Origin of the sequence: Peristeroidobacter soli, from assembly GCF_004138485.1 — a bacterium.
Lineage (GTDB): Bacteria > Pseudomonadota > Gammaproteobacteria > Steroidobacterales > Steroidobacteraceae > Steroidobacter > Steroidobacter soli.
In genome coordinates this window covers 1,260,926-1,276,345 of the sequence record NZ_ML142848.1, presented here as the reverse complement: position 1 = coordinate 1,276,345, position 15,420 = coordinate 1,260,926, and the positions used below count along the sequence as shown (strand labels likewise).

At 63.0% G+C, this 15,420-nt stretch carries 10 protein-coding genes; 6 read left to right on the top strand and 4 right to left on the bottom strand.

What is annotated here, in order from left to right:
- Positions 1-3 precede the first annotated feature (3 nt).
- Entirely contained in the window at positions 4-1,524 is a 1,521-nt protein-coding gene (gene amaB, locus EKO19_RS05295; RefSeq protein ID WP_129775326.1) for an L-piperidine-6-carboxylate dehydrogenase, read from the top strand.
- A 62-nt stretch (positions 1,525-1,586) separates the two neighbouring features.
- On the opposite strand, the gene EKO19_RS05290 is transcribed toward amaB, so the two are convergent.
- The 3 genes from EKO19_RS05290 to EKO19_RS05280 all read right to left on the bottom strand — a co-directional run bounded on the left by EKO19_RS05290 (position 1,587) and on the right by EKO19_RS05280 (position 8,055).
- Complete coding sequence (locus tag EKO19_RS05290; RefSeq protein ID WP_129775325.1) at positions 1,587-2,189, bottom strand: DUF938 domain-containing protein; 603 nt, start codon at positions 2,187-2,189, stop codon at positions 1,587-1,589.
- 209 nt (positions 2,190-2,398) lie between these two features.
- Positions 2,399-5,899 (bottom strand): PAS domain S-box protein, encoded by a 3,501-nt coding sequence (locus tag EKO19_RS05285; RefSeq protein ID WP_129775324.1) that lies wholly within the window; start codon positions 5,897-5,899, stop codon positions 2,399-2,401.
- Positions 5,896-8,055, bottom strand: a complete 2,160-nt coding sequence (locus EKO19_RS05280) for an ATP-binding protein (RefSeq protein WP_129775323.1) — start codon at positions 8,053-8,055, stop codon at positions 5,896-5,898. Before EKO19_RS05280 ends, EKO19_RS05285 begins: the two co-directional genes overlap by 4 nt.
- A gap of 182 nt (positions 8,056-8,237) precedes the next feature.
- Here EKO19_RS05280 and EKO19_RS05275 point away from each other — a divergent pair, with 182 nt between their 5' ends.
- Genes EKO19_RS05275 through EKO19_RS05260 form a run of 4 tightly spaced genes read left to right on the top strand, consistent with a single transcriptional unit; the run spans position 8,238 to position 10,977 of the window.
- Entirely contained in the window at positions 8,238-9,185 is a 948-nt protein-coding gene (locus EKO19_RS05275; RefSeq protein ID WP_129775322.1) for a response regulator, read from the top strand.
- Positions 9,186-9,191: 6 nt separating this feature from the next.
- Positions 9,192-10,241 carry a diguanylate cyclase gene (locus tag EKO19_RS05270; protein ID WP_129775321.1) on the top strand — a complete coding sequence of 350 codons (1,050 nt, stop codon included), beginning with the start codon at positions 9,192-9,194 and terminating at the stop codon, positions 10,239-10,241.
- Positions 10,238-10,624 carry a response regulator gene (locus EKO19_RS05265; protein WP_129775320.1) on the top strand — a complete coding sequence of 129 codons (387 nt, stop codon included), beginning with the start codon at positions 10,238-10,240 and terminating at the stop codon, positions 10,622-10,624. The genes EKO19_RS05270 and EKO19_RS05265 overlap by 4 nt, the downstream gene beginning before the upstream one ends.
- Positions 10,624-10,977: an Hpt domain-containing protein gene (locus EKO19_RS05260; protein WP_129775319.1), complete on the top strand. Its 354-nt coding sequence runs from the start codon at positions 10,624-10,626 to the stop codon at positions 10,975-10,977. Before EKO19_RS05265 ends, EKO19_RS05260 begins: the two co-directional genes overlap by 1 nt.
- A gap of 37 nt (positions 10,978-11,014) precedes the next feature.
- On the opposite strand, the gene EKO19_RS05255 is transcribed toward EKO19_RS05260, so the two are convergent.
- Positions 11,015-11,554, bottom strand: a complete 540-nt coding sequence (locus EKO19_RS05255; protein WP_175596959.1) for a TetR/AcrR family transcriptional regulator — start codon at positions 11,552-11,554, stop codon at positions 11,015-11,017.
- A gap of 383 nt (positions 11,555-11,937) precedes the next feature.
- On the opposite strand from EKO19_RS05255, the gene EKO19_RS05250 reads away from it, so the two are divergent.
- Positions 11,938-15,420, top strand: coding sequence for a methylmalonyl-CoA mutase family protein (locus EKO19_RS05250; protein ID WP_129775317.1), 3,483 nt, complete (start codon positions 11,938-11,940; stop codon positions 15,418-15,420).

Sequence of the window (15,420 nt, the reverse complement as noted above, 5' to 3'; positions counted from 1 at the left end):
ACCATGACCCAGATCAACGTCATCGACGATGTCGCCGCCACGCTCGCACGCCTCGGTGTGCCGGCCGAACGCTTCAACAGCGGCACCTTGCAAGCGCGTTCGCCGATCAGCGGCCAGATCGTCGGCCGTCTGCGCGAGTGCTCCGCTCAGGAAGCAAGCGAGCAGATCGAACGGGCGCATCGCGCGTTCCTCGAGTGGCGCTCGGTGCCCGCGCCGAAGCGCGGCGAGCTCGTGCGTTTGTTTGGTGAAGAGTTGCGCGCGGCACGTGAGGATCTGGGACGTCTCGTCACGCTCGAAGCGGGCAAGATCATCTCTGAAGGACAGGGCGAAGTGCAGGAGATGATCGACATTTGCGATTACGCAGTCGGTCTGTCGCGTCAGCTGTTCGGTCTCACGATTGCGTCCGAGCGCGCCGATCATCGCTTGATGGAGAACTGGCACCCGCTGGGTGTCGTCGGTGTGATCTCGGCGTTCAACTTCCCGGTCGCCGTGTGGGCGTGGAACTCGACTTTGGCGCTGGTGTGCGGCAACTCCGTCGTGTGGAAGCCGTCGGAGAAGACGCCGCTGACCGCGCTCGCTGTGCAAACGCTGTTCGAACGTGCCGCTGCGAAGTTTGGTGGCGTACCGGACGGGTTGTCGACGCTGCTGATCGGTGGCCGTGAGGTCGGCGAAGTTCTGGTCGATCATCCGCGCGTGCCGCTCGTGTCCGCGACGGGTTCGACGCACATGGGCCGCACGGTGGCGCCGAAACTCGCTGCACGCTTCGCGCGCGCCATTCTCGAGCTGGGTGGAAACAATGGGGCGATCGTGTCTCCCACGGCTGATATGAATCTCGCGCTGCGTGGTATCGCTTTCGGTGCGATGGGCACGGCGGGTCAGCGATGCACGACGCTGCGCCGGCTGTTCGTTCACTCGGCTGTCTACGGCGATTGCGTCGCGCGTCTCAAGAAAGTCTATGGGTCAGTGGCGATTGGCGATCCGCGGAGCGCGGATGTTCTGATCGGCCCGCTGGTGGACAAGCAGTCCTATCAGGCCATGCAGCAGTCGCTTCAGCAGGCGGCGGCGATCGGCGGCAAGGTGGTCGGTGGCGAGCGCGTCGCGCCGGAGTTGGGCGACGATGCTTATTACGTTCGTCCCGCGCTGGTCGAAGTGGCGTCGCAGGACGATGTGGTGCGTCGTGAGACGTTCGCGCCGATTCTGTACGTGATGAAGTACGACAACCTGCAGGAAGCCATTCAGCGGCACAACGAAGTGCCGCAGGGCCTGTCGTCCTGCATCTTCACCAACGATCTGCGCGAGGCGGAATATTTCCTGTCGGCGCTCGGTTCGGATTGCGGTATCGCCAACGTCAACATCGGCCCTTCGGGCGCCGAGATCGGTGGCGCTTTCGGTGGCGAGAAAGAAACGGGCGGCGGTCGCGAAGCCGGCTCGGATTGTTGGAAGGCCTATATGCGGCGCGCGACCAACACGATCAACTACGGAACGCGCTTGCCGCTGGCTCAGGGCGTGAAGTTCGATATCTGAGTCGAGGCTACAGGACGCAGAGCTGGCAGGGGTGGCAACAGTGCTGAGTCTATGACGAGACCTCACGCGTCGGACCGGCGCCATACCAGCAAACGATTGTTGGCCGGCATCGTGTGGTCCTTCACGAGGTGGCAGCCGATGCCCTGAGCCAGGCGGTCGACGGCTTCGAAATCACGAATGGCGCTCAGTGCCGAGCGTTGTTTCAGCCAGCCGTCGAACTCGCGATTGCTGTCGCTCGTGTAGCTGCCGTGGTAGTTGAATGGCCCGTAGACGGCCAGGATGCCGCCGGGCTCCAGCACGCGACCGACGCCGGCAAAGAACTGTTCCACCGCCGGCCACGGCATGATGTGCAGCGAGTTGGCGCTGAAGATTGCGTCGAAGCGCGCGTCCGGCCAGTCGCCTGTGACATCCAGCGTGAGTGGCGTCGGCAGGTTCGGCAGGGCGGCTTCATCCAGCCACAGCTGAATGCCTGGCAGATTCTCCGCGACATCCGATGTTTGCCAGACTGCGTTGGGAAACGCCGGCGCGAAGTGGACCGCATGCTGACCGGTGCCGCTGCCGATCTCCAGCACGCGCCGCCGATCGGAAAAATACTGGCGCAGGACGTCGAGAATGGGGTCTCGATTGCGTTCGCAGGCGGGCGCGAAGGGTTTGGCGGAGGTCATGACGGCAGTTCCTAACGAATGGCAGGCCCTAGTCTAACGCCAACCCGATCCGGGGCCCGAACATGAGATCGAGTCTTCCGGTGGCAATTTATTGAGCGATTTCCGGCGCAATCGCCGATGAGCAAGCGGCAATCGCATACGAAAGTGCTGTCCGCCGCCGAGGCGGGGCGGATGCTTGGAATCCGGCTTCTGAGCGATGAGGCGGAGCGCTAGCTCGCCCGAACAGTTTCGGCGCCGCGAGTCTCGGCTCGTTCGATTTGCGCCAGCACCGTGACCATCAGCTGAGTGACCGAATGTCGCGACTTGACCAGCGCCGCATCCACGATGTTGCGCAAAGCCCGCGACGGCTCATCAGCGGTGTACGAAACCATTACTGGAGGGCGCTTGCCGGCGCGCGCTGCTACGGGCAGCAGGTCCAGGCCCGAGCCGTCGGGCAGACTCACATCGAGGATCACGGCATCGAAATGTTTCTCGGCCAGTTGCAGACGAGCGGCTGCGACCGATCGGGCTGACGTTACAACGGCATTGCGCGACATTGCCTCGCGCACGATGGTGGAGAGCGATTGGTCGTCTTCGACGTGCAGGACGTGCGGCAGAATCTCACTGCGCGGCGGCAGTGCGGAGCGCTCGAAGTCGGCCAACATATCTTCGTGCTTGCTGTGCCCGGCGATGCGGCTCTGGCTGTGGACCGGCAGGATCACGTAGAAGCTGGTGCCCTTGCCGGGGACGGTGTCGAAGCCGATGCGTCCGCCGAGTTTTTCGGTGATGGTCTTGGCGATCGACAGGCCCAGGCCCGTGCCGCCCTTGGCGCGGCTGTCGGATGCATCCGCCTGCGCGAATTTCTGGAAGATTCGCGGGCAGAACTCCGGCGGAATGCCCGGACCATTGTCGCTGACGGTCACGCGCACATCGAAGGGCTTCTCGCGATCGATACGAATACGAACGACACCGCCGGGCGGTGAGAACTTCGCGGCATTGGAGATCAGGTTGGTGAGAACCTGAGTGAGCCGGTCGCTGTCGATGAGCACGTCGGCATCCTCGCCGTCCTCCAGCTCGATGGCGACGCCCAGTCCTTGCGCGAAGCCGCGGTTGAACTCGGCCACCGAGGCAACTTCCATGCGCAGCGAGCGTACCTGCAATGAGAAGTCCAGCTTGCCGGCCTCGGCTTTTTCCAGATCCAGAATGTCGTTGATCAGGCGGATCAGCCGCTCGCTGTTCTGGCGCGCGATGCCGACCAGTCGTGCGGCTTTCGAGGGGATCTCTCCAGCGGCGCCGCCGGAGATGAGGGTGAGCGAGCCGGCGATGGACGTGAGCGGCGTGCGCAGCTCGTGACTGATCGTCGAGATGAACTCCGCTTTCATGCGCTCAACTTCGCGGCGCACGGAGATGTCGTGGAGCACGGCCACGTGCAGCCGCTCGTCGTTGATGATCATTTCGCGAATCGATACCTCGATCGGAACGATCCGGCCGCTGCCATGCCGACCTTCCATCTCGATGCGACCGGTCTTCACGCGCTCGCGGGTTTGTATATAGCGCGACAGCTGCGAGGCGTGCGGTTCGGGCAGCAACAGGCGCGCGTCCTTGCCGAGGATGTCTTCCATCCTGTAGCCGAATAGCTGCTCAGCCCCATGATTCCAGGATTCGATGTTGCCGCTGTCGTTGATGACGACGATGGCGTCCTCGACGCTATCGAACAGCGTCGCGAGCCGCGTCGCCTGATCGCGATACAAACGTTCGCTGTCTTGCAGTCGCTCGTGGGTCTCGCGCAGTTCCATCTCGCCGCGTTTGAGCAACGTCAGATCGCGAACCGTTGCGACGAGCGTGCTGCGCGTGGCTGGATCGAGCCACGCAAACTCCACTTGCAGGTACAGCGTTTCGCCGGTGGCGGATTCGCGCTGGAATTCCATGGCGGGCTCGCCGGCGCAATGAGCCAGCGAGTACATGCCATGCCCGTCGACCAGCAACTGCAGTCCTGGCAACAGACGGGTGAGGTTCTGACCGACCAGCTCGCTCGATTCCGAGCCCAGCAGCCGGCCAAAACCGGGATTGGCGGACAACAAGGTGCCGACCCGATTGACGGTGATGATGCCGTCGCCCGCGGTGTTCATGATCGCGGTCAGATGCATGGCACTGTCGTTCGCACGCGAGCGTGCGGTGGTGACCTTGATGAGCAGTGGGGCGATCTGCCAGCGCAGCAACCAGGCGGCCGCGGTGACCAGACCGATCATCAGCAACAACAGCATGTTCAAACGCTGACGCAGGTCGCTGTAGAGCGAATCGAGCGGCGTCGTGAGCGTGGTCACCAACGGCGTGCCGGGAATCGGGCCGTACGCCGCGAAGAAACGAGCGCCACTGGGTTCGGCGCCCAAGGTCACGCCGCTCTTGCCGTTGAGCGCAAGATTCAACGCGCCGGCGCGGCCTGCGGTGTCGCGTGCGATGGGCAAGCTCGCCAGCGGTGAAGATGCCAATCTCAGACATTGCATCGATTTGGCGCTGAGGGCCTGGCAGATGGACGTATCGAATTCACGGGTCGTCCGATCGGACAACAAGGCAGCGTTCAGACGCGGCAGTGCGAATTGCATTCTGATGAAACCGCTGCGGCCGGAGGCATCCGGAAGCGTCGGCCGTTCGATCGATAGATGAGCTTCGTTGCCGATCTCGATCCGCGCCTGGTTGTCGAGGCGCACGACGCTGCTGGGCGGCGGGCCGAACGAGCCCGACTGCAACAGTGAATTGCCATCGGCATCGGCCAGATCCAGCGCCTGCAGGCCGCGACTCAGCGGCAGCCGCCGCTCGGCCCAGCCCTGCAGACTCTGGCGCAATTTGACCAGGCTGACCTCAGGCGAGTTGTGGGCGATGATCTGCGCCAACGACTGGCTCGCGAGCACGCGTTCGCCTTCCTGCCGTTCACTGGCGATCTCGGCGCTGATCAGGTCCACTTGATTGCGCAGCTCGCGAGCCAACGTCGTCTGTTGCAGATCGTGACTGTGACGCACGACCACGGCGAAGCACACCGCCGCGCAGGTGATGGTGATCGCCAGCATCGCCGCCGTGCTGACCGCGAGAATGCGACGCGAATCGTTGGAGACATCGTCGGTCTTGTCGAACGAGCGTCGATACGTCATCTGCGCCAGGCCGAGCGACAGCAACAGCAAGCCGGCGGCGGTATGAGGCGCGATGCGCGTCGCGTAGTGCCAGTCATAAATGATGTCGAGCCGGAGCAAGCGGCCGAACAGCGACACCATTGCGATCAAAAACACCGCGCCCGTGGCCAGCGGCGCCAGCCAATGCAGACGGCCGTCTTGCGGACGGGCGAGTTGAGCGAGCGCGGCCGCCGCGAAGGCGAATGCGGCGGCTACTTGCGGCGCCATGCGGCCTTGATGAGGCGCGGCGTGCAGGATCCACGAGTGACCGAGCAGGTCATCGATGCCCAGGTCGACTTGGAACAAGTGCTCGCACAAGGTGAGCGCACTGGGAATAGCCAGCAGCACCGCAAGCCCGAGTCGTGCGGCTGGCCGCGAGACGATCAAGGCGAGGCCGGCCATGATGAAGCTGGCGGCCGCATTCATCGTCATGCCGATGTTGTCCAGGCCCACCGTGATGGTCAGCGGCTTGCCCGTCAGCCAGCCGCCGGCGACCAGCACGCCCAGTGCGATCAGCAGCATCGCGACGATATCGCTATTACGCAACGGCCGGCGCTGCGGGCTCATGACACTTTCGACTGCTGAAGAGCCACGGCCTGCGCGGCGACGCTGTCGGCCTCGGGCAGCTCGAAATAGAACGTGGTACCACCGGGCCCGGTGTCGAAGCCGATGTGACCGCCGAGCCGTTCGACGATGGCGCGGCTGATCGCGAGGCCGAGGCCGGTGCCGGCGCGACTGCGCGAGTCCGATGAATCGGCCTGAGAAAACTTCTGGAAGATCCGCGGCTGGAACTCCGGCGGAATGCCTTTGCCGTAGTCGCGGACGGAAACGCGTACGCGGCCCTGCTGGCAGCGGGCGGCGACTTCGATGGTGGCGCCGGCGGGCGAAAATTTGCTGGCGTTCGACAACAGGTTCGCCATCACCTGCAGGAACCGGCCCGGGTCGACCAGCACCTCGGTGCGACACAGCGGTTCGGGCGTAACGAAATGCACGCTGAGCGATTGCGCGAAGCCGGTGTTGTCCTCCATGGAACGCTTCACCAGCTCACTCACCTCCATGCGTCGCACCTCGAAGCGTTGTTTCTCGGATTCGAGTTTTTCCATGTCGAGAATGTCGTTGATCAGCAGCGTCAGGCGCTCGCAATTGTTCAAGGCCATGCTGATCAGGCCGGCGGCGCGCTCCGGCAGCTTACCTGCAACGCCGGCCGATACCAGACCCAGCGAACCTCGAATCGAGGTCAGCGGCGTGCGCAGCTCGTGCGAGACCGTCGCCACGAACTCGTTCTTCATGCGCTCGACGCGCTGACTCTCGGTGATGTCCCAGATCAAGCCGGTCATGCGAACGGCGCGACCGTTCGCGTCACGCAAGGTCAAGCCGGAGGCGCTGACGATGCGTTCCTCGCCGCTGGGGCAGATGATTCGGAACGTGGTGCGCAGCTGTGGCTGTTTGCCGCTCAGAGCGGCGACCAGCTCGCCACGCGCTCGCTCCACATCATCCGGGTGAACGGTGCGAAGCATGTAATTCATGTCGGGCTTCACATCGCGAGGCGCGCCGTAGATTTCGTAGGTGCGCGAGTCCCAGGTGAGCGTATCCGCCGCGACGTCCCAGTCCCAGATGCCCATGCCACCGGAGTGCGCGGCCAGCACGAAGCGTTGATTCATCCGGATCAGCGCTTCGGCGGCCCGCTTGCGTTCGCTGATATCGGTGGCGGTGGCCAGAAAGCCGGTGATGGCAGTGGCGTCGCCGTCGCCGTGCGTGGGCGTCAACACCAGATCCACCAGCACGCGCTGTTCGTTCTTGCCGATGAACACGCACTCACGGCGGAACGAGCCGGTTTCGCGGCTGTATTGCAGGAAGGCATGCAGGCCGAACAAGCGGCGGCCTGCGCTGCTCAGCTCGTTGGCGACGTCCTGCACCTCCTTGGGATCGAGCAGCAATTCCAGCGTCAGCTTGCCGGCCAGTTCCTGCTCGGAATAGCCGAGCATTTTCTCGGCACCCCGATTCATCATGGTGACGATGCCGTGATCGTCGAGCGCGACGATGGCGACGTGATCGGCGGCGTCGATGAAATCCCGCAAGCGATGATTGGCCAGGCTGAGGGCGCGTTCGGAGCGCTCTTGTTTGCGCTGCTGCTCGCTCGCCTGCAAGCGAAGCACGATGTTCTCGCTGATGTGCCGGCTCAGTCGGATGCCGGACGCCGAAATCACGACCGCATAGATCGCAACCATCACGCCCATCGTGGTGCTGTACGCGCCGGGCTCCAGCAGCAGCCTGACCGCAAATGGCACCACACAGGGCAACACGAAACCGAGCGCCGTCCATTTCTCGACCGCCAGCGTGGCGACGGCACCGGCCGATACGCCGGCGATCACAAAAGCGACAAATGCCTGCGCGGTGACATCGCCAACCGGAAACACGACGACGGCGCCGAAACCCCACGCCGCGCCGGCCGCGACCGAGCCGATAAAGAACAGCGTTGACCATGCAATGTTTTCACGATTGGCATGGCGTCCATGCATCAGCCAGAGAACGAAGCGCGCGGCTGTGACCAGCAGAATCCCCACGCTGGCTGGATAGATGTGAATGGAGCCGGCAAGATGCGTGACCGCGACGGTAAGTGTCAGCAGTAGCAGGGTGGCGAGCAAAGAGGACGGCAGCCCCGCAAACAGGAGCTGCAACTGTTCATCTCTTACGAGTTGTTCCGTCTGATCGTGTCGGTCCATGGGCAGACCCGATTAATACGTTTATGACAGCACGCGCCTATACGCGCCTTTGCTATCGACTTCATGTTCGCCGGGGATTGCGGGAATCACTCATGCACACGGCATGGGGTACCTGATCTCATGCCGCGGCGCACGGGTCCAAGCTACCGGAAAATTCTCACAAACTTCGAGCCATCGCTCACATGAGCAACGTTCATGACGCATCTGTGACAGCGGCTGCGGGCCGGGCGCCTCAACGCATATTGCTGGTCGACGACGACGAGCTCGAGCTGGAGCTGATGGCCGACCGGCTGAAGTCGCTCGGCTTCGAGACGCATACCGTCAGCGACGGCAGCGCCGCGCTCGAGCTGTTGCAGACTCAATCGTTCCCCGTGGTGATCACCGATTGGCAGATGCCGCGCATGGATGGCATTCGTCTCACGGAGAGTCTGCGCGGCCAGGGGGACAGTGAAACTTACATCATCATGCTCACAGTGCTCGACGACGACAGCTCGCACGAGCGGGGGTATTTTGCTGGCGTGGACGATTATCTGAGCAAGCGGGCGCCGGATGCGAAGGTGGTCGCTGCCATTCGCTCGGCCTTCCGGGCGGTCGAGATGCGGCAAGCCCTACATGCCGTGAGAGAACAACAGGGCGCCAGCCTGGTGAGCGATGTGGCCAGCGGCGTGCTGGCCGACCGGATGCGAGCTGAAGTGAAGCGCGCCGCGCGGTATGGTCGCAATCTGGCGGTGCTGGTGTTGCAGCTCGAGTCGGAGAGCGGCACGCCGGTGGCGAATACGTTGGCGCAGGCGGTGGCGATCGTGAGCGACGCCATTCGAGTCGATATCGATTTCGCGACCCGCTATCGAGGACGCGATGGCGTGCAGCGTATTGCCGTCCTTCTGCCCGAGACCAATGGCGCCGGCGCGGCCGGCGTCGGGGCTCGCTTGAGCGCCACGTTGGCGGCGCGTTTGTTGACCCCGCTCGAATCGTTCACGGCCCGCGTGGGCTGCTCATCGTTTACGCCCGGTCAAGAAACACAGCCTTCACAACAAATCGTTTCGAACATTGAAGCGCTATTGCGTGAGGCGGAGGCGGGCGCGCGCGTCGCGCCGACTGCGACCTCGCAACGGCGCACCGAAGCCAGCTGATCCATCATGCCATCCGATCCCAGCGTATTCGAGCAGACGCTGACGCTTGAGCTGAGCGCATTGCAGCCCGAGGTGCGCGTGCTCATCGTCGATGACGATCCAGAGGCACGCGACTATCTGGTCACGGTCGTGCAGGAAGCGGGTTACGAGACCGCGGTGGCTGCCAGCGGCGAGGAGGCTTTGAAGCTGCTGGATCACGAGTTCTGCCCCATCATGATCACCGACCGCAACATGCCCGGCATGGACGGCGTCACGCTGTGCAAGCGGGCGCGCGAGGGACAGTATCCCGGCTATTTATATATTTTCCTGCTCACGGCGCAGAACGGCGACGCCGATATCGTCTCGGGCTTGAAAGCGGGCGCGGACGATTATCTGGGCAAGAAGAACATCTCGACGCCCGAGCTGATTGCACGGCTTGGCAATGCCCGGCGCATCGTCGGTCTCGAGCAGGCATTGCGCCGCGCACTCGATCAAAAGCGGCAGATGGCGAACACCGACGTGCTCACCGGTGCCTATAGCCGGCGCTATCTCGAACGACAGCTGTCGCTGGAGTTGGAGCGTACGCGTCGTTTCAATCATCCGGTGTCGGTGCTGTTGCTCGACATCGATTATTTCAAACGCATCAACGATCGCTTCGGTCATGCCGTCGGAGACGAAGTGCTGCGTAGTGCTTATCGCCGCCTGCGAGACTTGTTGCCGCGGGCATGCGACTGGATCGGCCGTTACGGCGGCGAGGAATTTCTGGTCGTGCTGATCGATACCGATCTGCGCGGTGCCGAGATCGTCGCTCATCGGCTGGTGGCGGGTCTGGCGGAATCGCCCATCGAGACTTCGGTGGGAACGATCCCCGTGACCATCAGCATCGGCGGCGCCGAAGCCGCGCAAATGCTGACCAGCGACCTGAGCTTCAAGGGGCTGCTGGAAATCGCCGATCATTGTCTGTATGCAAGTAAACGAGACGGGCGCAATCGCTACACCCTGTGTCTGGACAGCGATTCGCCTCTCGCGCTCAGCTCGATCTCGTCGCACGCTCATGCAGAGGCGCGCCATCAATGAACAGAGACAGCCTGCGCGAGATCCTGTACGTCGATGACGAGCCGGATATTCGCGAGATCGTGCAGATGGCGCTCGGGCTCATGCCGACGCTGTCGGTGAACACGGCGGACTCGGGCACGCGTGCGCTACAGAGCATGCAAGCGAGCAAGCCGGATCTGGTGTTGCTCGATGTGATGATGCCGAACATGGATGGGCCGACGACCTTGCAGCAGATGCGCAGTCAGCCCGAGCTGCAATCCATTCCAGTGATATTCATGACCGCCAAGGCCATGCCGCAGGAAGTGGCGCGCTTTCGAGCGCTCGGCGCCGCGGCGGTCATCGCCAAACCCTTCGATCCCATGCTGCTCGCCGAGCATGTGTTGTCCATCTGGGAAGGTTTGTAATGTCCACCGGCCCCGAAGAACTGCGCGCCAAGATGGTCCAGATCGCGGGACGGTATCTGGAGCGCGTCACCAAGGAAGTCGTGGAGCTGCGAGCTCTGATCGACACTGCCGCGAGCGGCAATCTGGACGTGGTTCGCGAAATCGAATCGGTGACCCATCGCATGCACGGCAGCGGGGCGATGTTGCAGTTCAATGAGATCAGCGGTCATGCGGGCGAGCTGGAGCGGATGGCTGCAAGCTTCGTTGCCAGCGGCAACGTCGATCAACCGCGTATGGTCCAGACGCTCGGCAAGTTACAAGTTGCTCTCGATAAGGCGGTTGCCGAGCGTGGTACGCCGAACCGCGCGAGATAGGCTTGAATTTACGCTGCTGGTCGCCGAAGGCACCTGCTCAGCGCGGCTGCAGGCCCAGCTCGAACAGATCGACGAACCGAAGCGCGATCTCGGCGGCGGCGAGCTTGTCGTCGCTGCGGTACCAGTGAGCGATCCAGTTCAGCGCACCCGCCAGCGCGAACGCGGTCATCTTCTCATCGCACTCACGAATCGAGCCGTCCGACACGCCGGCACGGATCAGCGCGCGAATGCCCTGGTCGATTTCCGATTTCAGCGACTTCACCTTGCGGCTCATGGTGGGACTGAGGTCCTGGTTTTCGGCTTGCACCATGCACCAGCCGAAATCCGAGGTGATGGCTTCCGCATAACGGGCGATCACCGCGGCCAGGCGTTCGCGCCCGGTGGTCGTCGATTCACGCTGTTCCTCGATGCCGTCCATGATCAGCTTCAGGCCGGCACGAAAACATTCGAACAGCAGTTGTTCCTTGTTCTCGACGTAGTGATAGACGGTCGGCTTGGTGACGTTCAGCTCGCGGGCGATGTCGTCCAGGGAGGTGTTGTGATAACCGCGCTCCCGAAAGGCGCGGGCGGCCGTCATTATGACCGCGTCCCGCTTGCGCTCCCGATCCCGGACCCGCGCGCCGACCGAAGCCCAGAGGGCCGGGCCCGCGGCCCGTTGCGGAGAGTTCTTGCGCGCCTGTCGACCTGCCACCGGGGAGCTGCTCCTGACTTGGGTAAGGCCTTGAATCATAGCCTGAGGCTGGCCGGGCCGTGGGCCTGATTGACCCGGCGGGGTCGGGCTAAATATACTCGCGGGTAAATTAGAGTCTAGGGAAGCGTTGATTGATCGACTCCCCGGTTTCGTAAGGTTGCAACTGGTTGAAATGCTTCGTCGAGCGAAGGTCGACGGAAGTGACCATTGAACAGATGTTCCCTGACTCTACTCTGCCCCGAAATGCCCAGCTTCGCCCCGAGGCGACCATGAATACAGCCGCTGTCCTGCCTTTCCGTGCCGACAACCGGGCGACCCGCCCCGAGGCGCACCCGCTGCGTTTCGTCAGCGCCGCGTCGTTGTTTGACGGTCACGATGCCGCGATCAACATGATCCGCCGCCTCCTGCAAGCGCATGGCGCGGAGGTGGTGCACCTCGGTCATAACCGCAGCGTGGCCGACATCGTGCGTGCGGCGATTCAGGAGGACGCGGACGGCATCGCCGTGTCGTCCTACCAGGGTGGACACAACGAATATTTCGCCTACATGGTCGACATGCTGCGCGAACAGGGCGTCGATCACATTCGGGTCATCGTCGGCGGGGGCGGCACGATTGCTCCGCATGAAGTCGCGGCGCTGGAAAAGCACGGTGTCGAAAAGATCTATACGCCCGAAGACGGCCGCCGCATGGGCCTGGATGGAATGATCGACGACGTGTTCAAGCGCGTCGCCGCTTCCGCCAAGCCGAACTATGCGTTCGGTGCCGGCGCCTCCTTGGACCCGCGCGATCATCATCATCTGGCGCAGGCCATCTCTCTGCTGGAAGGCACCAGCGCCGAGGACGCGGCCGGTCAGGAGATCCGCAAGGCGATTGCGAAGGTGCAGGGTGGCGCGCCGGTCATCGGTCTGACGGGCACGGGCGGTGCCGGTAAATCCAGTCTCAACGACGAGTTGCTCCAGCGCTTCGTGCGTCACTTTCCGGATCGAAACATCGCGGTCGTGGCGATGGATCCGACGCGTCGTCGTTCCGGTGGCGCGTTGCTGGGCGACCGCATTCGCATGAATTCGCTCGCCGCGCCGAACGTGTTCATGCGCTCGCTCGCGACTCGTCGCCAGAACCTCGCGACCAGCGCGGTACTGAAGGATGTCATCGGCCTGCTGCGACTCGCGCAGTTCGATCTGATCATCGTCGAGACCGCCGGTATCGGTCAGTCCGACACCGAGATCGCGGACATGGTCGATGTGTCGGCCTATGTGATGACCAGCGAATACGGCGCGGCCAGCCAGCTCGAAAAGATCGACATGCTGGATTTCGCCGACGTGGTGGTGCTCAACAAGTTCGAGAAGCGCGGCGCCGAAGATGCCTTGCGTGACGTGCGCAAGCAGTGGCGTCGCAATCATCCCGATCGGGCGCGTCTGCCGGACGAAGAATTGCCGGTGTTTCCGACCATCGCCAGCCGCTTCAACGATCCTGGCGTCAATCATCTGTTCTCGCGGCTGTGCCAGCTAGTCAACGAGCGGCGGCCGGAGTTGCAGGACCGGCAGTGGTCGCCGGGCGATGTGGGGCCGATCAAGTTCGTGTCGCGCGATCCGCTGATTCCGGGCACACGCAGCCGCTACCTCGCCGAGATCGCGGGCGCGGGCCGCAAGGTCCGCTCGAATATCGATGGCATGGTCGATGCGGCTCGGCGTGCGTCCGGCGTGTATGAGACGTTGCGGGCTTTGCATGACGCGCGTCTGCCGGGGCCGCTGGATCGATTCCCCGAGGCGGATCTCAACGATCAATCCATCGACGCGACTCGTCGCGAGCTGCGCGCCGCATATAACAAAGCGCTCGATGAAGTTGGCGCCGAGGGTGTCGGCGAGCTGAAGCGCTGGCCGCAGCGGGTCAAGGGCGTCACCGACGAGAAGTATTCGTACAAGGTGCGCGACAAGAACGTGACTGGCGACAATTACGTCACGTCGTTGAGCGGCAATCCGATGCCGAAGATCGCCGTGCCGCGCTTCAAGGACTGGGGCGAAACGCTGCAGTTCATCCTGTCCGAGAACCTGCCGGGCAGCTATCCGTACACCGGTGGCGTGTATCCGTATCGCCGCGAGGAAGAAGATCCGATTCGCATGTTCGCGGGCGAGGGCGGGCCGGAGCGTACCAACCGTCGCTTCCACTATCTCGCCGGCGGTCACGGCGCGACGCGTCTCTCGACGGCGTTCGATTCGACGACCCTGTACGGTGAAGATCCGGACACGCGTCCGGACATCTATGGCCGCACCGGTAACTCGGGCGTGTCGATTGCGACGCTCGACGATATGAAGAAGCTGTATTCCGGCTTCGATCTGTGCGCGCCGACCACGTCCGTTTCCATGACCATCAATGGCCCGGCGCCGATGCTGCTCGCCATGTTCATGAACACGGCCATCGATCAGCGCGTCGAACGTTTCCTGCGCAAGCAAGGGCGTTGGCAAGCGGCTGAGAAGCGCATTGCCGAGCTGAAGGGCGACCACCCCGCCATCTACAATGGCGACCTGCCGCAAGGTCACGATGGCTCCGGTATCGCACTGCTGGGTCTCACCAGCGATCAGCTGATTGTTCCCGGCGTGTTGAGCGCTGAAGAGCACGCGAAGCTGAAGGCCGAGGCAATGTCACTCGTCCGCGGCACGGTGCAGGCCGACATCCTCAAGGAAGATCAGGCGCAGAACACCTGCATCTTCTCCACCGAGTTCGCGCTGCGCATGATGGGCGACGTGCAGCAGTTCTTCATCGACAACAAGGTGCGGAACTTCTATTCCGTGTCCATTTCCGGCTATCACATCGCCGAGGCGGGCGCGAATCCGATCAGCCAGCTGGCGTTCACGCTGTCGAACGGCTTCACCATCGTCGAGTACTACCTGGCTCGCGGCATGAAGATCGACGACTTCGCGCCGAACCTGTCGTTCTTCTTCTCCAACGGCATGGACCCGGAGTACGCGGTGATCGGCCGCGTTGCCCGTCGCATTTGGGCTCGCGCCATGCGCGATCTGTATGGGGCCGGTCCGCGCAGCCAGATGTTGAAGTATCACGTTCAGACGTCGGGCCGCTCGTTGCACGCGCAGGAGATACAGTTCAACGACATTCGTACCACGCTGCAGGCGATGTACGCGCTGTTCGACAACTGCAACTCGCTGCACACGAACGCTTACGACGAAGCGCTCACGACGCCGACGGAAGAGAGCGTGCGTCGCGCGGTGGCCATCCAGCTCATCATCAACAAGGAGCTGGGCCTGAATAACAACCAGAATCCGTGGCAGGGCTCGTTCTTCCTCGAGCAGCTCACCGATCTGGTGGAAGAGGCCGTGTATAAGGAATTCGAATCGCTGTCCGAGCGCGGCGGCGTGCTGGGCGCCATGGAGACGATGTATCAGCGCGGCAAGATTCAGGAAGAGAGCATGTACTACGAGAAGCGCAAGCATGACGGCTCGCTGCCGCTGATCGGTGTGAACACCTTCCTTTCCAGCACCGATGCGGATGAGGCGGCCAAGGGCGTGGCGTTGATCCGATCCACCGACGAAGAGAAGGATTTCCAGGTCGCGGCCGTGAAGTCCTTCCAGCAGCGCAACGCGGCGCATAGCGTCGATGCTCTGCGTAAATTGCAAAATGCGGCCACCTCCGGCGGGAATGTCTTTGCCGAGCTGATGAACGCGGTTAAAGTTTGTTCCCTGGGCCAGATCTCCCGCGCGCTGTACGAAGTCGGCGGGCAGTATCGGCGCAGCATGTAA

What these genes read in the sequence shown, in the direction of transcription:
- EKO19_RS05290 (WP_129775325.1), bottom strand. Translation starts at nt 2,189, where the DNA reads ATGACCTCCGCCAAACCCTTCGCGCCCGCCTGCGAACGCAATCGAGAC.
- EKO19_RS05255 (WP_175596959.1), bottom strand. Translation starts at nt 11,554, where the DNA reads ATGACGGCCGCCCGCGCCTTTCGGGAGCGCGGTTATCACAACACCTCC.
- EKO19_RS05280 (WP_129775323.1), bottom strand. Translation starts at nt 8,055, where the DNA reads ATGGACCGACACGATCAGACGGAACAACTCGTAAGAGATGAACAGTTG.
- EKO19_RS05260 (WP_129775319.1), top strand. Translation starts at nt 10,624, where the DNA reads ATGTCCACCGGCCCCGAAGAACTGCGCGCCAAGATGGTCCAGATCGCG.
- EKO19_RS05270 (WP_129775321.1), top strand. Translation starts at nt 9,192, where the DNA reads ATGCCATCCGATCCCAGCGTATTCGAGCAGACGCTGACGCTTGAGCTG.
- amaB (WP_129775326.1), top strand. Translation starts at nt 4, where the DNA reads ATGACCCAGATCAACGTCATCGACGATGTCGCCGCCACGCTCGCACGC.
- EKO19_RS05265 (WP_129775320.1), top strand. Translation starts at nt 10,238, where the DNA reads ATGAACAGAGACAGCCTGCGCGAGATCCTGTACGTCGATGACGAGCCG.
- EKO19_RS05285 (WP_129775324.1), bottom strand. Translation starts at nt 5,899, where the DNA reads ATGAGCCCGCAGCGCCGGCCGTTGCGTAATAGCGATATCGTCGCGATG.
- EKO19_RS05250 (WP_129775317.1), top strand. Translation starts at nt 11,938, where the DNA reads ATGAATACAGCCGCTGTCCTGCCTTTCCGTGCCGACAACCGGGCGACC.
- EKO19_RS05275 (WP_129775322.1), top strand. Translation starts at nt 8,238, where the DNA reads ATGAGCAACGTTCATGACGCATCTGTGACAGCGGCTGCGGGCCGGGCG.